Source organism: Leifsonia sp. P73, assembly GCF_051059105.1.
Lineage (GTDB): Bacteria > Actinomycetota > Actinomycetes > Actinomycetales > Microbacteriaceae > Leifsonia.
The window spans coordinates 3040746-3059705 of the sequence record NZ_CP194931.1 but is presented as its reverse complement, the minus strand read 5'-3'; the positions used below and the strand labels follow the sequence as shown (position 1 = coordinate 3059705).

The 18960-nt window shown below is 72.5% G+C and carries 19 protein-coding genes; 11 read left to right on the top strand and 8 right to left on the bottom strand.

Annotated features, from left to right (window positions below; all coding sequences use genetic code 11):
- The first annotated feature begins 20 nt into the window (after window positions 1-20).
- Window positions 21-1046: an SDR family oxidoreductase gene (locus tag ACQ86L_RS15735; RefSeq protein ID WP_434316251.1), complete on the top strand. Its 1026-nt coding sequence runs from the start codon at window positions 21-23 to the stop codon at window positions 1044-1046.
- A gap of 125 nt (window positions 1047-1171) precedes the next feature.
- A complete protein-coding gene (locus ACQ86L_RS15730) occupies window positions 1172-1732 on the top strand; it encodes a hypothetical protein (protein ID WP_434316250.1) in 561 nt (186 codons plus the stop codon).
- A 25-nt stretch (window positions 1733-1757) separates the two neighbouring features.
- Here the strand turns inward: ACQ86L_RS15730 and ACQ86L_RS15725 are convergent, their stop codons facing one another.
- Window positions 1758-1976 (bottom strand): hypothetical protein, encoded by a 219-nt coding sequence (locus ACQ86L_RS15725; RefSeq protein ID WP_434316249.1) that lies wholly within the window; start codon window positions 1974-1976, stop codon window positions 1758-1760.
- Between the two features lie 271 nt (window positions 1977-2247).
- Here ACQ86L_RS15725 and ACQ86L_RS15720 point away from each other — a divergent pair, with 271 nt between their 5' ends.
- Window positions 2248-5127, top strand: a complete 2880-nt coding sequence (locus ACQ86L_RS15720) for an alkaline phosphatase family protein (protein ID WP_434316248.1) — start codon at window positions 2248-2250, stop codon at window positions 5125-5127.
- Between the two features lie 70 nt (window positions 5128-5197).
- Here ACQ86L_RS15720 and ACQ86L_RS15715 read toward each other — a convergent pair whose 3' ends face one another.
- From ACQ86L_RS15715 to ACQ86L_RS15700, 4 genes are all read right to left on the bottom strand, one after another.
- Window positions 5198-5761: a YbhB/YbcL family Raf kinase inhibitor-like protein gene (locus tag ACQ86L_RS15715; protein WP_434316247.1), complete on the bottom strand. Its 564-nt coding sequence runs from the start codon at window positions 5759-5761 to the stop codon at window positions 5198-5200.
- Between the two features lie 54 nt (window positions 5762-5815).
- Window positions 5816-6598, bottom strand: coding sequence for an MBL fold metallo-hydrolase (locus tag ACQ86L_RS15710; protein ID WP_434316246.1), 783 nt, complete (start codon window positions 6596-6598; stop codon window positions 5816-5818).
- Window positions 6595-7863, bottom strand: coding sequence for an ATP-binding protein (locus tag ACQ86L_RS15705; protein ID WP_434316245.1), 1269 nt, complete (start codon window positions 7861-7863; stop codon window positions 6595-6597). Before ACQ86L_RS15705 ends, ACQ86L_RS15710 begins: the two co-directional genes overlap by 4 nt.
- A 136-nt stretch (window positions 7864-7999) precedes the next feature.
- Window positions 8000-8722 carry a CDP-alcohol phosphatidyltransferase family protein gene (locus tag ACQ86L_RS15700; RefSeq protein WP_434316244.1) on the bottom strand — a complete coding sequence of 241 codons (723 nt, stop codon included), beginning with the start codon at window positions 8720-8722 and terminating at the stop codon, window positions 8000-8002.
- Between the two features lie 124 nt (window positions 8723-8846).
- Between ACQ86L_RS15700 and ACQ86L_RS15695 the strand changes: the two genes are divergently transcribed.
- Genes ACQ86L_RS15695 through ACQ86L_RS15665 form a run of 7 tightly spaced genes read left to right on the top strand, consistent with a single transcriptional unit; the run spans window position 8847 to window position 15428 of the window.
- The gene (locus ACQ86L_RS15695; RefSeq protein ID WP_434316243.1) at window positions 8847-9824 is read left to right on the top strand and encodes a zinc-dependent alcohol dehydrogenase; all 978 of its coding nucleotides are present in this window, start codon (window positions 8847-8849) and stop codon (window positions 9822-9824) included.
- The gene (locus tag ACQ86L_RS15690) at window positions 9824-10222 is read left to right on the top strand and encodes a 6-pyruvoyl trahydropterin synthase family protein (protein WP_434316242.1); all 399 of its coding nucleotides are present in this window, start codon (window positions 9824-9826) and stop codon (window positions 10220-10222) included. The genes ACQ86L_RS15695 and ACQ86L_RS15690 overlap by 1 nt, the downstream gene beginning before the upstream one ends.
- Entirely contained in the window at window positions 10219-11280 is a 1062-nt protein-coding gene (locus tag ACQ86L_RS15685; RefSeq protein WP_434316241.1) for a glycosyltransferase family 4 protein, read from the top strand. Before ACQ86L_RS15690 ends, ACQ86L_RS15685 begins: the two co-directional genes overlap by 4 nt.
- Window positions 11277-12125: an SAM-dependent methyltransferase gene (locus ACQ86L_RS15680; RefSeq protein ID WP_434316240.1), complete on the top strand. Its 849-nt coding sequence runs from the start codon at window positions 11277-11279 to the stop codon at window positions 12123-12125. The genes ACQ86L_RS15685 and ACQ86L_RS15680 overlap by 4 nt, the downstream gene beginning before the upstream one ends.
- Window positions 12122-13111 (top strand): lysylphosphatidylglycerol synthase transmembrane domain-containing protein, encoded by a 990-nt coding sequence (locus tag ACQ86L_RS15675; RefSeq protein ID WP_434316239.1) that lies wholly within the window; start codon window positions 12122-12124, stop codon window positions 13109-13111. Before ACQ86L_RS15680 ends, ACQ86L_RS15675 begins: the two co-directional genes overlap by 4 nt.
- The gene (locus ACQ86L_RS15670; protein WP_434316238.1) at window positions 13108-13803 is read left to right on the top strand and encodes a RibD family protein; all 696 of its coding nucleotides are present in this window, start codon (window positions 13108-13110) and stop codon (window positions 13801-13803) included. Before ACQ86L_RS15675 ends, ACQ86L_RS15670 begins: the two co-directional genes overlap by 4 nt.
- Window positions 13800-15428, top strand: a complete 1629-nt coding sequence (locus ACQ86L_RS15665) for a CDP-alcohol phosphatidyltransferase (RefSeq protein WP_434316237.1) — start codon at window positions 13800-13802, stop codon at window positions 15426-15428. The genes ACQ86L_RS15670 and ACQ86L_RS15665 overlap by 4 nt, the downstream gene beginning before the upstream one ends.
- Window positions 15429-15489: 61 nt before the next feature.
- Here ACQ86L_RS15665 and ACQ86L_RS15660 read toward each other — a convergent pair whose 3' ends face one another.
- Window positions 15490-16701 carry an MFS transporter gene (locus ACQ86L_RS15660; protein WP_434316236.1) on the bottom strand — a complete coding sequence of 404 codons (1212 nt, stop codon included), beginning with the start codon at window positions 16699-16701 and terminating at the stop codon, window positions 15490-15492.
- Between the two features lie 108 nt (window positions 16702-16809).
- Here ACQ86L_RS15660 and ACQ86L_RS15655 point away from each other — a divergent pair, with 108 nt between their 5' ends.
- A complete protein-coding gene (locus ACQ86L_RS15655) occupies window positions 16810-17208 on the top strand; it encodes a hypothetical protein (protein ID WP_434316235.1) in 399 nt (132 codons plus the stop codon).
- Here the strand turns inward: ACQ86L_RS15655 and ACQ86L_RS15650 are convergent.
- Together ACQ86L_RS15650 and ACQ86L_RS15645 are read right to left on the bottom strand one after the other, a co-directional pair.
- A complete protein-coding gene (locus ACQ86L_RS15650) occupies window positions 17165-17875 on the bottom strand; it encodes a class I SAM-dependent methyltransferase (RefSeq protein WP_434316234.1) in 711 nt (236 codons plus the stop codon). The two genes, ACQ86L_RS15655 and ACQ86L_RS15650, sit on opposite strands and share 44 nt — an antisense overlap.
- Window positions 17876-17929: 54 nt before the next feature.
- Window positions 17930-18958, bottom strand: coding sequence for an alpha/beta fold hydrolase (locus ACQ86L_RS15645; protein WP_434316233.1), 1029 nt, complete (start codon window positions 18956-18958; stop codon window positions 17930-17932).
- Window positions 18959-18960 lie beyond the last annotated feature (2 nt).

Genomic DNA, 18960 nt, shown 5'->3' with positions numbered 1-18960 from the left:
ACCGAGCGAGAGGAGCACGCGTGAGCCGCATCGAGACACTGGAGGGCGCCGTCGTCGTCGTGACCGGCGCCAGTGGCGGGGTCGGCCGCGCCGCTGCCGTCGAGTTCGCGCGGCACGGCGCGAGCGTCGCGCTCTTGGCCCGCGGCGAGGCGGGGCTGGAGGCCGCGGCCGGCGAGGTGCGCGAGGCCGGCGGCCGGGCGCTCACCGTACCGGTCGATGTCGCCGACGCGGACGCCGTCGAGGCCGCGGCGGAGCGCGTCGTGAGCGAGTGGGGCCGCATCGACGTGTGGGTGAACTGCGCCTTCTCGTCCGTCTTCGCGGAGATCGGCAGGATCGCGCCCGACGAGTTCCGCCGGACCACCGAGGTGAGCTACCTCGGCTTCGTGTACGGCACGATGGCGGCGCTGCGCCGGATGCGCCCGGCCGGCGGAGGGACCATCGTCCAGATCGGCTCCGCGCTCGCCTACCGCGGCATCCCGCTGCAGTCGGCGTACTGCGGCGCGAAGCACGCGATCGTCGGCTTCACCGAGTCGGTGCGCGCCGAGCTGATGCACGACCACAGCGACGTCGCGATCACGATGGTGCACCTGCCTGCGATGAACACCCCGCAGTTCCGCTGGCTGCTGTCGCGCCTCCCGAAGCAGGCGCAGCCCGTGCCGCCGATCTACCAGCCGGAGGTCGCCGCCCGCTCGATCGTCCGCGCCGCGGTGCGTCCGCGTCGGGCGTACTGGGTGGGCGCGTCCACGGTGGAGACCATCCTCGGCAACCGGCTGATCCCCGGCCTCCTCGACCGCTACCTCGGACGGACCGGGTTCGCGTCCCAGCAGACCGACGAGCCGCGGCCCGCCGACCAGCCGGCCAACCTGTGGGAGCCGGCGGACCGGGAGGTCGACCACGGCACGCACGGCCCGTTCGACGACCGGGCGAAGCGGACGAGCGCGCAGGCCTGGGCATCACGGAACCGGCGCGCTCTCGGCGCGGTCGGCGCCGCCGTGGCGGGGGCGGCCCTCCTCGCCGCAGGGAGTGCTGCCGGTCGCCGCCGCTGACGCCACCGCCCTCCCCGGACAGTCCAGAGGTTGGTCAGGAGGCGCTCAGGGGGCGCAAAGCGCGGGCTCCTAGGGTGGTGCTCCGCGCGGGAGGTCCGCGCGAGGCGAGCGGGCGGGGGTGCGGGATGCGCAAGGCGGTCGTCGCCCTCCTGGTGGCCACCCTCGTCGTCGCAGGCGGGCTGTTCGCGGCGTCCCGGCTCGCGGCCTCGCCCGCGATCGTCGCCGCAGTGCCCCCGCCCTGCGCCGACGCCACCGGGACCACGGTGGCCGGCCGCGCGGTGCCGAAGGGGCCGGTCGCCGGGTTCTGCGCGCCGGAGCTCGCGATGGCGGCGACGATCCTCCAGGCCGCCCGCGACCAGGGCGTCGGGCAGTACGGCGAGACCATCGGTGTCATGACCGCGATCGGCGAGTCCGGCCTCCGCAACCTCGACTACGGCGACGCGGCGGGCCCGGACAGCCGCGGACTCTTCCAGCAGCGGGACAACGGCGCGTGGGGCACCCTCGCCGACCGGATGGACCCGTACACGGCGGCGACCAACTTCTTCCGCAAGCTGGCACGCCTCCCCGGCTGGCAGTCGATGACGCCCACGGAGGCCGCGCACGCCGTGCAGGTCAACGCGGACCCCGGCTACTACGCGCAGTACTGGGGCGACGCGCAGACCGTCGTCGCCGCGCTCGGCGGCTGAACGCGCTCAGCGGATGTAGGAGGCGTCAGCGGATATAAGAGGCGTCAGGCCCGGTCTCCCCTGAGCTCTCCAGCGGCGGGTCGCGCAGCTCGCTGAGCTCGGCGACGGCGCTCTCGATCGCGTCGAGCGCGAGCCGCAGCGGCTCGACCCAGGCGGCGGGAGCAGCGCTCCCCGCCGCTGCGGCCGACGCCAGGCTCGCGCGCGCCCGGCGGATGGAATCCTCGGCTGTCTCCAGATTGTCCATGCCGCCATCGTCCCACCGCCGGGGGCGGCGCGGGCGACTGAGAGTCCTGACAGACGGCGCGCACGGCGCCCAGCCCGCGTTCACCTGCGCATCTCGCTCCCCGGCTGGGATGCCGCCGCCGACACGCCCGGCCTCGCGCGCCGCCGTAACCCTGCATTCATGAACCGTTTGGTTGACCCCCCGACGAGGGTCAATCAGTGTCGAGCCTGTGACCTCGCTATGAGGTCCCTCGCCTTCTCAGTTCCTCCGCTTTCGGGAAAGGTCTCGCCCCATGCCTCGCAACACCCCCCGGCGCCAGAAATCCGGCAGTCGCCGGTTCTCCGCCCTCACGCCGCGGCAGCGCGTCCTCGCGGTCACCGCGGCGACCTGCGCGCTCGTCGTCCTCGGCGGCGGCATCGCCACCGCCTCCACCATCGCCTTCGGAAACCAGCAGGTCGGCGTGAACTACGCCGGCGGCGAGCAGATCTCGTCCGACCAGCTGCTCCGGCCGGCCGGGACGCGCCTGATGACGCCGTTCGGCAAGCTCATGGGCTCGACTGTCAGCCCCGACGGCCGCTTCCTCGTCGGCACCAGCGCCGACCGCTCCGTCGACCTCCAGGTCTTCGACCTCAAGACCTACAAGCCGGTCGCGGCGGCGGGCACGCTCTCGGCGACCTCGTTCGCGACCGCGGCCTCCAACGCCGGTTACGGGTCGATGAAGTACCTCAAGATCTCGGACGGCACCGTCGGCCAGGAGGGCCCCGTGTTCTCGCCCGACGGGAAGTTCCTGTTCGCGCCGGTCGCGACGGGGATCGTGCGGTACCCGTTCAACGCGGACGGCTCGCTCGGCGCCGGCACCACCATCGCCATCCCGAACTCCGCCGCCGGCCAGGAGGCGCTGACCGCCGGGATGACCTTCTCGCCCGACGGGTCGACCCTCTACGCCGCGGTCAACGGCCAGAACACGGTCGTCGCGATCGACCCGACGGCCGGAACGATCAAGCAGACCGTGGCTGTCGGCATCGCTCCGCGCCAGCTGACGTTCGCCGGGAACAAGCTCTACGTCTCCAACGAGGGCGGCCGCTTCGCCCTCCCCGGCGAGACCACGATGGGGTCGTACGGCACGCAGGTCCCCGCCGACACCACCCTCGGCACGTCGACGACCGGCACGGTCAGCGTCATCGACACGGCGAACCCGTCGGCCGCGGTCGCGTCCATCCCGGTCGAGCTCCACCCGACCGCGATGCACCTCAGCGGCACGACCCTGTACGTCGCCAACACGAACAGCGACACCGTCTCGGTGATCGACACGCGCTCCGGCGCCGTCGTCCAGACGATCGCGACCCAGCCGTGGGCGTCCTCCAAGACCGGGTACCAGCCGACCGCGGTCACCCTGCAGGGCGACCACCTGCTGGTCTCCCTCGGCAACGCCAACGCGATCGCCGTCTACAAGATCAACCCCGCCGACCCGCGCGACCCCGCGAGCCTCATCGGCCTCCTGCCGACCGACTACTACCCCGAGAACGTCGCGGCGGTGAACGGCTCGATCGTCGTCACGAACACGCGCGGCATCGACGCGCGCGGGCCGGGGATCACCGTCAACAAGGGTGCGGGCGTCCCGGTCGTGACCGGGCACGGCACGCACTCGACCACCGCGTCGCTCACCACGTTCGCCCTCCCGAGCGACCAGGACATCCGCAAGGCGACCGCTCAGGTGTACGCGCAGAACGGCTGGACCGAGAACTCCCTCAAGCAGGCGGAGGGCGACCGGAGCGACAACGCGTCGGTGGCCATCCCGAAGCGCCTGGGAGACCCGTCGGCGATCAAGCATGTGTTCCTCGTCGTCAAGGAGAACCGCGGCTACGACCAGCTCTACGGCGACATGAAGCAGGGCAACGGCGACCCGTCGCTGACCCAGTTCGGTCAGACGGTCACGCCGAACCAGCACTCCCTCGCCTCGCAGTTCGGCCTGTACGACAACACTTACGACATCGGGACGAACTCGGCGGAGGGCCACAACTGGCTGATGCAGGGCGACAACACCGCATACACCCAGACCAGCGCCGGCGAGTACACCCGCTCCTACGACACGGAGGAGGATGTGCTGGGCCACCAGCGCAGCGGCTTCCTGTGGAACTCGGTGCAGTCCGCCGGGAAGAGCGCGAAGAACTACGGCGAGTTCGAGTACGGCGAGGGCAAGCCGGCCGGCGCGACCTGGCAGCAGTACTACTGCGCCGCCACGAGCGTCATGGGCGGCGGCTCCTCCGCGCAGCTCTTCGACCCGTCGATCAAGTGGAACGCGGGCTCGGTCATCCCGTCGCTGAACGCGATCTCCGACCCGAACGCGGCGCCGTTCGACCTCGCGGTGCCGGACATCTACCGGTACGAGACCTGGAAGCAGGACTTCGAGAAGAACGGCCCATCCAACTTCAACATGGTCTGGCTCTCCAGCGACCACACCGGAGGCACCGCCGACCCGAAGGCGATGGTCGCCGACAACGACCTCGCCCTCGGCAAGATCGTCGACGAGATCTCGCACTCCCAGTACTGGAAGGACTCCGCGATCTTCGTGGCGGAGGACGACAGCCAGGACTCGGCCGACCACGTGGACGGCCACCGGGCGCCCATCCAGGTCATCAGCCCGTACGCGGTGCACGGGAAGACGGTGAGCACCTACTACTCGCAGATCAGCATGGTCCGCACGATCGAGCAGATCCTCGGCGCTCAGCCGCTCAACCAGAAGATCGCCGCGGCGACGCCGATGGTGGACGCGTTCCAGAACAAGCCGGACCTGACGCCGTACACCGCGGTCCCCAACCAGGTCCCGCTGACGGAGGGCGTGGCGACCAAGCCGGCGTGCGGCTACGACACCCTCGGCCAGACCGGAGCCGCGGCCGCCGCGGTGAACGCCCAGGCCGCGAAGGACGCCGCCGTGCCGGACGCCGAGAAGTCGGTGTCGGCCGAGTGGCAGAAGTGGGCCGGAAAGCAGCACTTCACCGGAACGGCCGGACACCCGGCCATCCCGGACTACGACAACCCGCTGCTGATGAACCGCTACACCTGGTACCAGACCAAGCACTGGACGTCGCCGTACCCCGGTGACGCGAAGATCTACGGTCCGAACGACGTGCCGGGCATCGCGCCTGGATCGGTCAACCACGACGACGAGTAGCCGTCGGAGCGCGGACGCCCCTGCCCTTCGTGGGCGGGGGCGTTCTCGTTGGGTGGGGGCGTTCGCGTGTTTACGGGTTCTCGTACGTGCCGTCGAGTCGCGCGCGGGCGATGACGTGACCGCTCATCTCACGCACGACGTCCTCCAGCCCGAACGAGGCGGGGAGGTCGAGCCGGCGGTCCACCGCGAAGAGCTGGAGGACGTAGGTGTGCGGCCCGTGCGACGGCACCGGCATCGGTCCGTGCCAGCCACGGGAGCCGAGCGACCCCCGGCCGAAGGCCACCCCGGACGCCGCGCCCTTCCGCGCGAGCCCGCCCTCCGGCAGTCCGCCGAGCGACGGGTCGATTCCCCGCGCGATCGTGTGGATGGCGGGCTCGGCGCGCGGCGCGTCCGGGTCCTCCACGATGAGCACCAGCTCCTCGGCGGCGACCGGCGGCGCCGTCCATTCGAGCGCCGGAGACAGGTCCTGCCCGAACAGCCGGCCGCGATACTGCGCCGGGATGGGCGTCCCGTCCGCGAACGCCGGGCTGGTCAGCACGAACGACTCCGGGCTCTGCAGCCCGTCCCGCAGCCAGACGATCTTGTCGTGCCCGGCACGCCGATCGCGCAGCGCCCGTCCGATGGGGTTCGGCATGGTGGGGCCTTTCGGGGAAAGGGTGGATGGGATGGCCAGCCTAGATGACGAGTCTCAGATCGACGCCCAGCTCCCGGGCGTGCTGTCGAGGAGCAGGCCGCCGAGTCCGGCCGCAGCGAAGGCGGACACGAAGGCGTCGGTGTCCTCGGTGAAGTGCGCCCAGCCCTCCGTGTGCGCGGGGAGCACGCGCGGCCGCCCCAGAATCCGTGCTGCCTCCGCCGCCTCCTCGCTCGTCAGCGTGAGGAAGCCGTCGACCAGCGGCGTCCTCGCCGCACCCGCGAACAGGATCGCGAGCTCGATCGCCGGGAAGCGCTCGGCGATGGCGGCCACGAGGTCGAGCGAGGCGTTGTCGCCGGAGACGTAGACCGTGGGCGAGCCCACCGCCTCCAGGACGAACCCGGTCACGGGACCGGTCGCGGCCTCCGTCCCGTCCGGACCGTGCCGGGCGGGGACGGCGGTGACGGTCACCCCTCCGATCAGGACGGAATCCCACGGTTCGAGCCCGCGACACGACGCGTCGAGGCGTCCGGCCGCGACGGGTGTGGTCAGCACCAGCGGCGCCGTCCGCAGATATGCGCGACCGCTGCTGTCGAGATTGTCCGGGTGCTGGTCGTGCGAGAGCAGCACCGCGTCGATGCGCCCCAGGTCTTCGGGCCGGAGTCGCGCGTCCGCGGTCTTGGTGAGCACCCGCGAGCCGATCGGGTACTCACCCGCTCGATCGAAGGTCGGATCCACTGCGAAGCGGGAGCCGCCGAACTCGATGACGAGGCTGGGGCCGCCGAGCGAGAGGACGCGCGGGCGGGCGGACGTCGGAGCGTCGTGGGTGGGAGTGGTCACTCCTCCATCGTAGGAACCGGGAGCTCCCACAGCGAGGCGACGGGAAGACCCCACAGCCGGTCGGAATAGCGGTATCCGGTCCCACCGGTATTGAGAACGATCCCTGCGATGAATCGATCTCCGAGCCTGTCGCGCAGATAGCGCAGCCCCCCGAAATGATCGGTCTTGAAGGTGCTCCCGGACTTGACCTCGATCGCCAGGACTCTGCCGTCGGCCAACTCGATCACGATGTCGACTTCGACCCCGCTCTTCGTCCGATAGTGGAAGAGCTCGAACTCTTCGTCGGACCAGGTCTGCTGTTTCAGCAGCTCACCGACGACGAACCCCTCCATGAGAGCGCCGAAGTGGTGCGCGGTCCCATCGACTGGCGTCAGCTGGCCCTCGGTCACGCGCGACAGCCGGGAGGCGAGACCGGAGTCCGGGATCGTCGCCTTCGCTCGTCCCGTCTCCCGAGAGGTGAGATTGGGCGACCAGGGCTGGAGGAGATCGACGAGGAACAGCATCTCCAGCGTGTCGAGATAGGCCGTGATCGAGGTAGGAGGGATAGCGGCGTCCTGAGCGAATCGCGCTTTGACCAACTCACCCGACTGGTTTGCTGCGATAAGTCGGAGCAGACTCTTCAAACGCTGCGGGTCGGTAATGTTGATGAGCTCGCGAGCATCGCGACGGACGAGGCGATCGACGTAACCGTCGAACCAGATGCTGCGAAGCCGGGCGGTCCGGTCGCGCGCGTCCGGATAACCGCCGGACGCGATCATTCGTGCGTAATCATTGCGAGACACCTCCGATGTCACAGTCGCCTTGAGTGCGCCGCCGAGAGCAGCGCGGACGAAATCCTCCCTCGTTCCGCGGAGTTCCCCTTGCGAGAACGATCGCAGCGAGACGGATATCGCGCGCCCCGCGAGACTGTCTGTCGCACGTCGTGAACGGAGAAGATCGCTGGAACCGGTCAAGATGAATCGACCTGGACGCCGATTGCGGTCGATCGACGCTTTGACCGCGAGCGTGAGCTCAGGGTGACGCTGAATCTCATCGATCACGAGCATGCCGTCAGGATTCTGGTCGACGAAACCGGCCGGGTCTTCGACCGCCGCGGTTCGGGTCTGCTCGTCATCGAGCGTGAGGATCTGCGCATCCCTGGTGCGCGCGAGCTGACCCGCGAGAGTGCTCTTACCCACCTGACGCGCACCCTGAATCACGAGCGCCGGGAAGGCTCTGGCGATGGAGTCAGCGAAGGTGAAGACATTCCGGTCGATCAGCGCCATGACGCTAACGGTATCAGCGTGTTGTCGGTTAAGTCGTATGTCGATCGTAGAAACGGCCACCGTTGTTTCGTAGAAATGGCCACTCCTGTTTCGTAGAAATGGCCACCTCTGTTTCGTAGAAATGGCCGCGATTGCGTCACCTCTCCGACGACACCCTGCTCCGCTCCCGCACCAACCACACCACATCCCGCCCGAACGACTCCCCGAGCAGCACCAGCGCACCCGCGGCCAGCACCCCGCTCACCACCGGCAGCGCCCCCGTGCACGCCACCGCGAGCGCCACCCCGGCGTACGCCGTCACCACCTTCCGCCAGTACCGGTACGGCAGCGTCGCGCGCATCCACGGCAGCATCCAGCCGGCCGCCACGAACGCGTACCGCAGCGCCCCGATCGCCAGCACCCAGGGCCCGAGCTCAGGCGCGACGTAGACGCTGAGCACCAGGAGCAGGAACGCGTCCACCTCCATGTCGAACCGGGCGCCCAGCTCGCTCGTGCTTCGGGTGCGCCGCGCCACCCAGCCGTCGACCGCGTCGAGCGCGAGGGCGGGGATGACCAGGCCGACCAGCAGTGGGACCGGCACAGCCCCGCTGAACGACGCCACCACCAGTCCCGTGATCAGCCCGACCAGCGTCGAGCGCACCGAGGTGACGATGTTGGCAGGGCCGAAGCGTTCCGTGCGGCGGCGCTGGAGGCCGCGGACCAGCAGCACGTTCGACACCAACAGGTACGCCGCGGCCGCCGCCCAGCCCGTCGCGGGCAGCGGCGTCATCCACCACTCGACCGAGAGCAGTCCGAGGAGGAGGACGAGCGCGACGCCCGCGCCGGCCCAGCCGACCGCTGCGAGTTGAACCCTTTTCACGTGAGCCTCGTGTCTTTGGGGAACGGCACCGTGCGCTGCCGCATCTTGCCTTAACACGCAGCGTGTGCACGGATGGTTCACAACGGTCCCGGCCCATCGGGAGTCACCGCGAGAGGAGCTGGACGTGCTCGAAGCCACCGCGTTCTGGGTCGTGGAGCCCGGCGTCGGCGCCCTACGGTCCGAGCCGCTGCGGGAGCCCCGTGACGGGGAGGTCCTCGTCCGCACGCTGCGCACGGGGGTGAGCCGCGGAACCGAGGCGACCGTGTTCGCCGGCCGGGTGCCGCCGAGCCAGCGCAATCGGATGCGGGCGCCGTTCCAGGAGGGCGACTTCCCCGGGCCGGTCAAGTACGGCTACCTCAACGTTGGCGTGGTCGAGCAGGGGCCTCCCGAGCTGGCCGGGCGCACCGTGTTCACGCTGTTCCCGCACCAGTCGGCCTTCGTCGTCCCGCCCGCTGCGGTGTTCCCGGTGCCGGAGGGCGTGCCCGCCGAGCGCGCCGTGCTCGCGGGGGCGGTGGAGACCGCGGTCAACGTGCTGTGGGACGCCGCGCCGCTGCTCGGCGACCGGATCGCGGTGATCGGCGCCGGGATGATCGGCTGCTGCGTCGCCCGGCTGGCGCGCGGCATCCCCGGCGTTGAGGTCACGCTGGTCGACGTCGACCCGTCGCGGCGGGAGGTCGCCGAGCGGCTGGGCGTCGGCTTCGCCGAGCCGGACTCCGCCCCGCACGACCGCGACCTCGTCGTCCACACCAGCGGGTCGGAGGCCGGCCTGCGCCTCGCAATGGAGACCGTCGTCACCGACGGCGAGGTGATCGAGGCGAGCTGGTTCGGCGACCGGCCGGTGACGCTGACGCTCGGGGAGGACTTCCACTCCCGGCGGCTCACCCTCCGGTCGAGCCAGGTCGGCGAGGTGTCGCCCCGCCGCCGCGACCGTCGCAGCCACGCCGACCGGATGGCGCTCGCACTCGACCTGCTGCGGGACCCGGCGTTCGACGCCCTCCTGACCGGGTCGTCATCGTGGCGGGAGCTGCCGGAGGTCCTCGCACGACTGGCGGCCGACCCCGGCCCCGAGCTCTGCCACAGCATCGATTGGAGTGACGCCTGATGCCGTTCACGGTCACGGTCCGCGACCACCTCATGGTCGCCCACAGCTTCACCGGCGCGGCGTTCGGGCCCGCGCAGCGACTGCACGGCGCGACCTTCGTCGTGGATGCGACCTTCGGCGCGGACGAGCTCGACGAGGACGGCGTCGTGGTCGACATCGGCCGGGCCACGGTCGCGCTCGCGGAGATCACCGCCTCGCTCACCTATCGCAACCTGGACGACGAGCCCGCGTTCGCCGGGATGAACACCACCACGGAGGTGCTCTGCCGGGCGATCGCCGACCGGCTCGCGGACGCCGCCGCCAGCGGGTCGCTCGGCCGCGCGACCGGGCTGACCTCCGTCGCCGTCACCCTCCACGAGTCCCACATCGCGTGGGCGAGCTACTCGAGGCCGCTATGACCGACGTGCACTTCGTGGTGCCGGACACCATCGACGACCCCCTCCTGGTGAGCGGCGGGAACCGCTACGACCAGCGCGTCCGGGACGGCCTCCGCGCCGAGGGGTGGACGGTGCACATGCTCCTGGTCACCGGCCGCGGCACGGGCTGGACGGCGCGAGCGCTGGCCGCGCTGCCCGAGGGGGCGCTCGCGCTGGTCGACGGGCTGCTGGTGTCCCGCGAGCCGGAGGCGATCGTCGCGCACCGGTCGCGGCTGAGGATCGTCGTGCTGGCGCACATGGTCGCGGCGCCGACCGACCCGGGCGACGGGATGCTCGGCGACGGCGACCTCGCCGCCCTGCGCGCCGCCCGCCGCATCGTCGCGACGAGCGCCTGGACCCGCTCGCAGCTCCTCGAACAGGACGCCGCCGACCCGCACCGGATCGTGGTCGCCCGCCCGGGCGTCGACCGCGCCCCCGCGACGACGGCCTCCGCGGGCGGCGGTCGCCTGTTGTGCGTCGCCGCGGTCGCGCCGCACAAGGGACAGGACCTCCTGCTCCGTGCGCTCGCCGGGTTCGCCGACCGCGACGACTGGACGTGCAGCCTCGTCGGCTCGCTGACGGTCGCCCCGGACTTCGTCGCGGCGCTGACCGCCGTGATCGATGCGGCCGGCCTCGCCGGGCGGATCCGGTTCGCGGGCGTCCTCGACCCGCGCGCCCTCGCGGAGGCGTACGGGGAGGCCGACCTCGTCGTGCTGCCGTCGCGCAGCGAGAGCTACGGAATGGCCGTCGCCGAGGCGCTCGCGCACGGCGTCCCGGTGCTCGCGACCGGCGTCGGCGGCCTCCCGGAGGCGATCGCGCGGCAGGACGCCGCGATGATCGTGCCGCCGGACGACGCCTGGGCGCTGCGCGTGGTGCTGCAGCAGTGGTGGGCGAGCGCTGCGCGCCGGGACGCCCTGAAGGCGGCGGCGCTGGAGGCCCGCGAGGCCGGTCGGCGCTGGGAGGACACGATCGCGGTGCTCTCCTCCGCGCTGCGCGAGGCCGCGGTGGAGGGCCTGCGCCCCGAGGCGGTGCCGTCGTGAGCGGGATGCTGGAGGTCAGCGCCGACTGGCTCGCGCTGCGGGAGGCCGAGGACGGACGCGCACGGTCGCGGCGGCTCGCGCGCCTGGCGGCGGGGCTCGTCGGCGCCGACGCGGCGCACGGCCGCCCGATCACCGTGCACGACCTCGGCAGCGGCACCGGCTCGATGATGCGCTGGCTCGCGCCGCAGCTCCCCGGGCCGCAGAGCTGGGTCCTCCACGACTGGAACGCCGGCCTCACCGCCCACGCGACCGAGGCGCAGCCTCCCCTCGACCGCAGCGGCCGGCCGATCGCGGTCGCCTCCCGGGTCACCCCGCTCGACCGGCTCGCCGCCAGCGACCTCGACGGCGCCGACCTGGTGACGGCCTCCGCCCTCCTCGACGTCGTGACCGCGCGGGAGGCGCACGCGATCGTGGACGCGTGCCTCGCTGCCGGCGCCCCCGCGTTCCTGCCGCTCAGCGTGACCGGGGACGTGGAGGTGCGCCCCTGGGACCCGCGCGACATCCTCTTCGCCCGCGCCTTCAACGAGCACCAGCGCCGGGAGGTCGACGGCCGCCGCCTGCTCGGGAGGTTCGGCGCGCCGATCGTTCGCGGGCTCTTCACGCGCGCGGGCTGGCACGTCCGCACCGCGCTGACGACGTGGCGGCTCGACCGTCGCGAACCGCTGCTGCTCGGCGAGTGGTTCGACGGCTGGACCGACGCGGCGGTGGAGCAGGCGGAGGTCGACCGCGACCGCGCGCTGCTCGACCACGCCGCCGGGTACCGGGAGGTTCGCCGGGAGCAGCAGCGACGCGGCGGCCTGTCCGCCGTCGTGTACCACCTCGACGTCCTGGCGTGGCCGCGATGACCGCCCGGCTGAACGCAGCGGTGGAGGAGGCGGCGCCCGCGGCGGCGTCGCCCGGACTCCGCCGCGTCCTCGGCCGCTCCTGGCTCCGGATCACGCTCCGCGTCCTCGTCCCGGTCGTCATCCTGATCGCGATCGTCGCCCGGGTCGGCGCCGGGCCGTTCCTGCACGGCCTCCTCAGCCTCGACGGACCGACGGTGATCGCCGCGTTCGCCCTGACCGCGATCGCCACGGTCGCGGCCGCATGGCGCTGGCGCCTGATCGCCGGTCGGCTCGGCGTCGGCCTCCGCTGGTCCACGGCGATCGGGGCGTATTACCGCTCGCAGTTCGTGAACACTGTGCTCCCCGGCGGCGTGGTCGGCGACGTCCAGCGCGCGGTCGATCACGGCAGGAACGCCGACCGGATGGGCGCCGCGGCGCGGGCCGTCGCACTCGAGCGGCTGGTCGGCCAGGCGGTTCAGCTCGTGCTCGCCGTCGTCGTCCTCGCCATCGTCGGGATGGAGTTCGAGGGCGTCCTGCTGCCGGTGCTCGGCGTCGCCCTCACGGCCGTGCTCGTCGGCGGAGCGGTCACCGCGTCCGCCAGCAGGCGTGTCCGGCGGGCGCTGGCGCGCGAGTGGCGGGAGGTCAGGGAGGGCCTCGGCTCGGTGTCGGTCTGCGTCCGGGCGGTCGTCGCGTCCGTGGTCGTCTGCGCGTGCCACCTGGGCACCTTCGCCATCGCGGCCGTCGCCGTCGGCGCGGACGTGCCGCCCCTGCGCCTGCTCGCGCTCGGGATGGTGGTGCTGCTCGCGGCCTCCATCCCGTTCAACCTCGGCGGCTGGGGTCCGCGGGAGGGCGCTGCCGGCTGGGCCTTCGCGATGGCGGGCTTCGGCGCCGCGGCCGGCGTCTCGGCGGCCACGCTGTACGGCGTGCTGGCGTTCGTGTGCTTCGTCCCTGCGGCGCTGATCGTGCAGTCCGCGACCGTGCTGCAGCGGAGGAGGATGCGGCCATGACCGAGCGACCGTATGTGACCGTGAGCTGCGCCATCTCCCTCGATGGCTACCTCGACACCGCGCGACCGCCGAAGCTCGCGCTCTCGAACGCCGCCGACTTCGACCGGGTGGACGAGGTCCGCGCGCGGCACGACGTGATCCTCGTCGGCGCCCGCACCGTGCGCCGCGACAACCCGCGCCTGCTCGTCCGCAGCGCCGAGCGCCAGGACCGCCGGGAGGCCTCCGGCAAGTGCCGGACGCCGTGGAAGGCGACCGTGACTTCGACGGGCGACCTCGATCCCCACGCGAACTTCTTCACACTCGGCGACACCCTGAAACTCGTGTACTGCCCGAGTGCCCAGCGCAACCGGCTCACCGACCAGCTCGGCGATGCCGCCACCGTCGTGCCGCTCGGCGACGACGTGCGGATGACCGACCTGCTCGCCGACCTCGGCGAGCGCGGCGTGCGGCGCCTGATGGTGGAGGGCGGCGGGACGACGCTGACCCAGTTCCTCGCGGACGGGCTGGCCGATGAGCTGCACCTCGCGGTGGCGCCGTTCTTCGTCGGCGACAGGGACGCGCCGCGCTTCGTCGGCGAGGGCTCGTACCCGTGGACGAGCGACAGCCGCGCCGCGCTCGTGGAGGCGCGCCCGATCGGGGATGTCGTGCTGCTGCGCTACGCCCTGTCCGACCGGTTCGGGGGCTTCCCGTGAGCCGCACGCGCCGGGGCCGCCGGGTCTGGAGCGCCCTCGCCACCGCGTTGGCCGCCGTCACATTGTTCCTCGCCTCCCTCGCTCCCGGCCTCGTGGCCTCCGACTCGGCGCTCGCCCTCGTGCGCGTCCCGCTGGAGTGCGTCCTCGCCCTGGGCGCGCTCATCCTGCTCCCGTGGCGGTGGGCGCGCCGCACGCTCGCGATCCTCGTCGCTCTGCTGCTCGTCCTCTCGACGATCGTGGCGGCGCTCGACCGCGTGTTCGAGGCCACGGTCGGCCGGCCCTTCGACGTGGTGTCCGGCTGGTCCGAGCTGGTGGACGGCTACGGCGTGGTCCGCGACTCCACCGGGACGGTGGGGGCGATCGGCATCCTGGCGCTCGTCGCGCTCCTGGCGGTCGCGGCCGTCGTCGCGGTCGCCGCGTCGCTGCTGCGCCTGGCGCGCGTCCTCGCCCGGCGGCGCCGGCCGAGCCTGATCGCGGCCTCCGCGGTCACGGCCGGCTGGCTGGTCCTCGCACTGGTCGGCGCGCAACTCGTGCCCGGCGAGCCGGTGGCGGCGGCGGACGGGGTCTCCGCCGCGGCGACCACGGTGAACCAGGTGCAGGTCGCCGCCCGCGACCAGGCCGTCTTCGATCGCGCGGCGTCGAGCGACCCGTACGCGGCGCTGCCCTCCTCCGACCTGCTCACCGGGCTGAAGGGCAAGGATGTCGTCGTCGTCTTCGTGGAGAGCTACGGGCAGGTCGCCGTGCAGGGCACCTCCTTCTCGCCGGGGGTGGACGCCGTCCTCCGCAGCGGGAACTCCGCCCTCGCCGCGCACGGCTACTCCGAGCGCAGCGCCTTCCTGACCTCGTCCACGTTCGGCGGGATCAGCTGGCTCGCGCACTCCACCCTGCAGAGCGGGCTGTGGGTGGACTCCCAGCAGCGCTACGACCAGATCACCTCCGGCACCCGCTTCACGCTGAGCGCCGCCTTTCGCAAGGCGGGCTGGCGGACCCTCAGCGACGTCCCGTCAGACTCGAAGCCGTGGCCGGTCGGGACCTCGTTCTACCACTACGAGCAGGAGCTCAACGCGAAGAACGTCGGTTACCGGGGCCCGAGCTTCAGCTATGCGCGGGTGCCGGACCAGTACAGCCTGGCGTACTTCCAGCAGCACGAGCTCGCCGGGCCGCACCAGCCGCTGATGGCGGAGATCGACCTGGTCTCGTCGCACACGCCGTGGACGCCGCTGCCGAAGCTGGTGCCGTGGGATCAGCTCGGCGACGGCTCGGTCTACGACCCGCAGCCGGCGGAGGGCCTCCCGCCGAGCGTCGTCTGGCAGGATCCGCACCACGTCCAGCAGCTCTACGGCCAGTCGATCGAGTACACGATGGGCGCGCTGACCTCGTTCCTGACCACCTTCGACGACCCGAACCTGGTGCTCGTGGTGCTCGGCGACCACCAACCGGCGACGATCGTCAGCGGGCCGGGGGCGAACCACGAGGTCCCGATCAGCATCATCGCGAAGGACCCGGCCGTCACCGAGCGGATCGCGTCGTGGGGGTGGCAGCCCGGGCTGCTGCCGTCGCCGAACGCTCCGGTCTGGCGGATGGACGCCTTCCGCGACCGCTTCCTGACGGCCTACGGCCCCTGACATCGTCTGCCGGCTCGCCGAGAGGCACCTCAACGCCCCTCAACGCGCGTTTGAGGGGCGCTTACGTGCCCTTCGAGTGCGTAGGTGACACGTCGGGAGTGGAGGGGAAGGACCGGCGCGCGACGAGGACCACGGCGAGCCCCACGACCACCAGCGCCGCCCCCGCGAACGGCAGCCAGCCCAGCCCCGGCCCGGCCAGCACCGCGGCGCCGACCGCGGCCCCTCCCCCGATCCCGATGTTGGCCGTCGAGTTCACCAGCGCCCCGATGACCTCCGGAGTCGCGCCGCGCGTGCGGATCGCCGCCGTCTGGAACACCGACGCCACCCCGCCGAAGCCCGCGCCCCACACCACCGCGGCCACCAGCACGCCGGCGAGCGCCGGGAAGGCGATCCCCACGCCGACCAGCCCGACCGTCACCGCGCCGAGCAGCGCCAGCACGGTCGCGCGCGGCCTCCGGTCGAGCGTGGCCGCGGCGAACCACGTCCCGACGAGCCCGACCGCGCCGATCCCGAGCAGCACAGGGCCGACCCCGGCGAGAGGAAGCCCGGTCGCCAGGAGGATCACCGACACGAACGTGTAGACGGTGAACTGCCCCAGGTACACGACCGCGTTCGTCGTGGACACGATCCCCAGCCGCACGCGGCGAGCGCCCGCGCCCTCCCCGGTGTGCCCGGTGCCGCCTCCCGGGACCGCCGGCAGCAGCACCGCGACGACGACGACCGTGATCGCGCACACCCCCGCCAGCACGCCGAACGCCGCACGCCAGCCGAGCGCCGTGCCGAGGGAGGTCGACAGCGGCACCCCGAGCACGAACCCGGCCGAGGCCCCCGCGGTGACCAGCGCCAGCGCGCGCCCGGTGAACGCGGAGGTCACCAGGCGGGACGCGTACCCGATGCTGACCGAGAAGAACAGCGCGTGCGCGATCCCGCCGAAGGCGCGCCCTGCCGCCAGGACGCCGAAGTTCGGAGCCACCGCCACGACCAGGTTGCTGAGGGTGTACGCGACGAGGGTGGACTGGAGCAGACCCTTCCGGGAGAACCGCGCTGTCGAGAGGGTCAGCGGCACCGCCAGCACCGCGACCATGAACGCGTAGACCGTCACGAGCAGCCCGGCCACCGAGTCGGACACCCGCATGTCGCCGCCGATCGCCGGCAGCAGCCCCACCGGCAGCATCTCCGTCGTCACCGCGAGGAAGGTCGCGACCGTCAGCGCGACGAGCCCGCCCGCCGCCTCGCGCACGGTGCCTGGGCTCCAGTCCGACGCGTGAGGCATGGTTGCGATGCTAGCCCCGCGCCTCCGATTGAACCGATACTGGGGCTCGTTCGTGTTCCCTGTGAGGCCTTCAGCGGTGGAGGCCACGAGACGGAAGCGGGTAGTGCCATGACCGAGAGCAGCCAGGGGCCCCTGTGGCTCATGCGCATCCTGAGCGCGATCGTGCTCGTGCTGATCGGCGGGATCCATCTGTTCCTGATCTTCGACGGCGTCGGCGGCCTGCTCGGCGTGCTGTTCGTCCTCAACTCCGTCGCCGCCTTCGTGCTGGCGATCGGGATGCTGGTGCTGCGCGGCGCGTGGCTGCGGCTCGCCACGACGCTCAGCCTGCTGTTCGTCATCGCCAGCCTGGCCGCCCTCCTGCTCGCGCTCACGGTCGGCCTGTTCGGCATCCGGGAGGTGTGGACGTTCACCCTCGTCCCGGAGACCGTCATCATCGAGGCGATCGGGATCGTGGTGCTGGGGATCACGTCGGGGGTCGCGTTCCGGAGGCGGGCGCGGGTGGCGTGACGGCCACCCCCGCGATCTGCGTGTTGAACGGCAGGAACGGCGTCCGCACGCGGTAGCGCTCCACGTCGACGCGCGCGAAGCCCGCCGCGCGGAGGGCGCCCTCCAGGTCGCGCTCGCAGGAGCAGCCTTCGAACGTCCACGCCCACGGCCGGCGCAGGAGGCGCTGGACCCGCCGGGTCGGGGTCCCGTCCGGCGCGGCGACGTGCTCCACGAAGCGGTACGTGCCGCCTGGTCGCAGGATGCGGCGGACTTCGGCGAGCACGGCATCCGGGTCCTGCACGGTGCAGAGCACGAGCGACGAGATCACGGTGTCGACGCTGTGGTCGGCCAGGCCGGTGCGTTCGGCCAGGCGCTCGCGGAGGTCGAGCCGCACGCCCGCGCGGTCGGCCGCGGCGCGCAGCGGGGCGTGCATGTGGCGGTTGGGCTCCACCGCGATCAGGGTGGCGCCGCGAGGGAGGTGACGGAGGTTCGCGCCGACGCCGGGACCGAGCTCGACGACCTCACCCGGGAGGCCGGCGAACGCGCGCTGCTTGTGCGGCCGGAGCTTCCGCTCGATGTACGGGTCCATGACGCGGAAGAACGCCGCGTTGAACGGGCCGCGGAGGGCGTGCTGCTCGAAATCGGTGGCGCCGGGCAGCGTCGGGGCGGTGCTGGTGGTTCGGGTCATGGAGGTCAGCCTCCCCGACCCCGGCCGCCGATCCAGGCGGGGAACTACCCCACTTCAGCGGCGGCCGCCGCCCTCCCGCTGCACCGCATACCAGGCGGCCACCTGCGCCCGCGACCGGAAGCCCAGCCGCAGCCGGATGCGTTCGACGTGCCCTTCCGCCGACCGCTCGTCGATGCCGAGGCGGTCGGCGATCTCCCGGTTCGTGCGGCCGTCGGCGATCAGCGCGGCGACCTCCGTCTGCCGCTCGGTGAGCGTGCCCGCTCCGCGCCGCGACGCCCGGAGGCCGAGGAAGCGGCGCACGGTCGCGACCAGCTCGTGGGCGTCCCCGGCGTACGGCAGGTGCGACCGTCCGGGGAGCAGCACGAGCTCCGCGCCCGGGATGCCCTCCGCCAGCGCCCTCGCCTGCGCCACCGGAGCCGCGCGGTCGTGGTCGCGGTGCACGACCAGCGTCGGCGCCCGCACCCGGCCGAGGAGGTCGCCGACGTCGAGGCGGTAGCTGAGTTCCAGCAGCGCCCGGGCCGTCGCGGCGTCCGACGACGCGCGCTGATACCGGCCGAACTCCTCGCGCGTGGTGGCGTGGGCGTCCGGCGCGAAGATGTCGGTGAGGACGTCGGAGCCGAGGCCCCAGTGCGACTCCACCAGAGCGAGGATGTGGTCGCGCGCGCTCGGCGGCGACAGCTCGGCGCCCGACCGCCAGCCCCCGTAGAGCACCAGCCGCCTGACCCGCTCCGGATGCTCCGCCGCCCACGCCACCGCGATCGGCGCGCCCATCGACGACCCCATCAGGTCGAACGGCGCCGGGCCGACCCCCGCGGCCACGGCATCCAGCTCCTCCAGCTCGAACGCGAGCGACGGCGGCCGGTCCGAGGGAGAGGACAGCCCGCACCCCGCGCGGTCGTACCGCACCAGCAGGCAGCCCTGCGCGAGACTCTCGAAGTAGGCGCGCTCCTCCGGGATCTCCCAGCTCAGCTGCAGATGACTCACCCAGCCCGACACGTACAGCAGGGGGCGGCCGGCTCCGGCCGTCGCGAACGCCAGCTCCGCGCCGCCCTCGGTCGTCAGCCTGCTGATGCGCTGCTGCATGC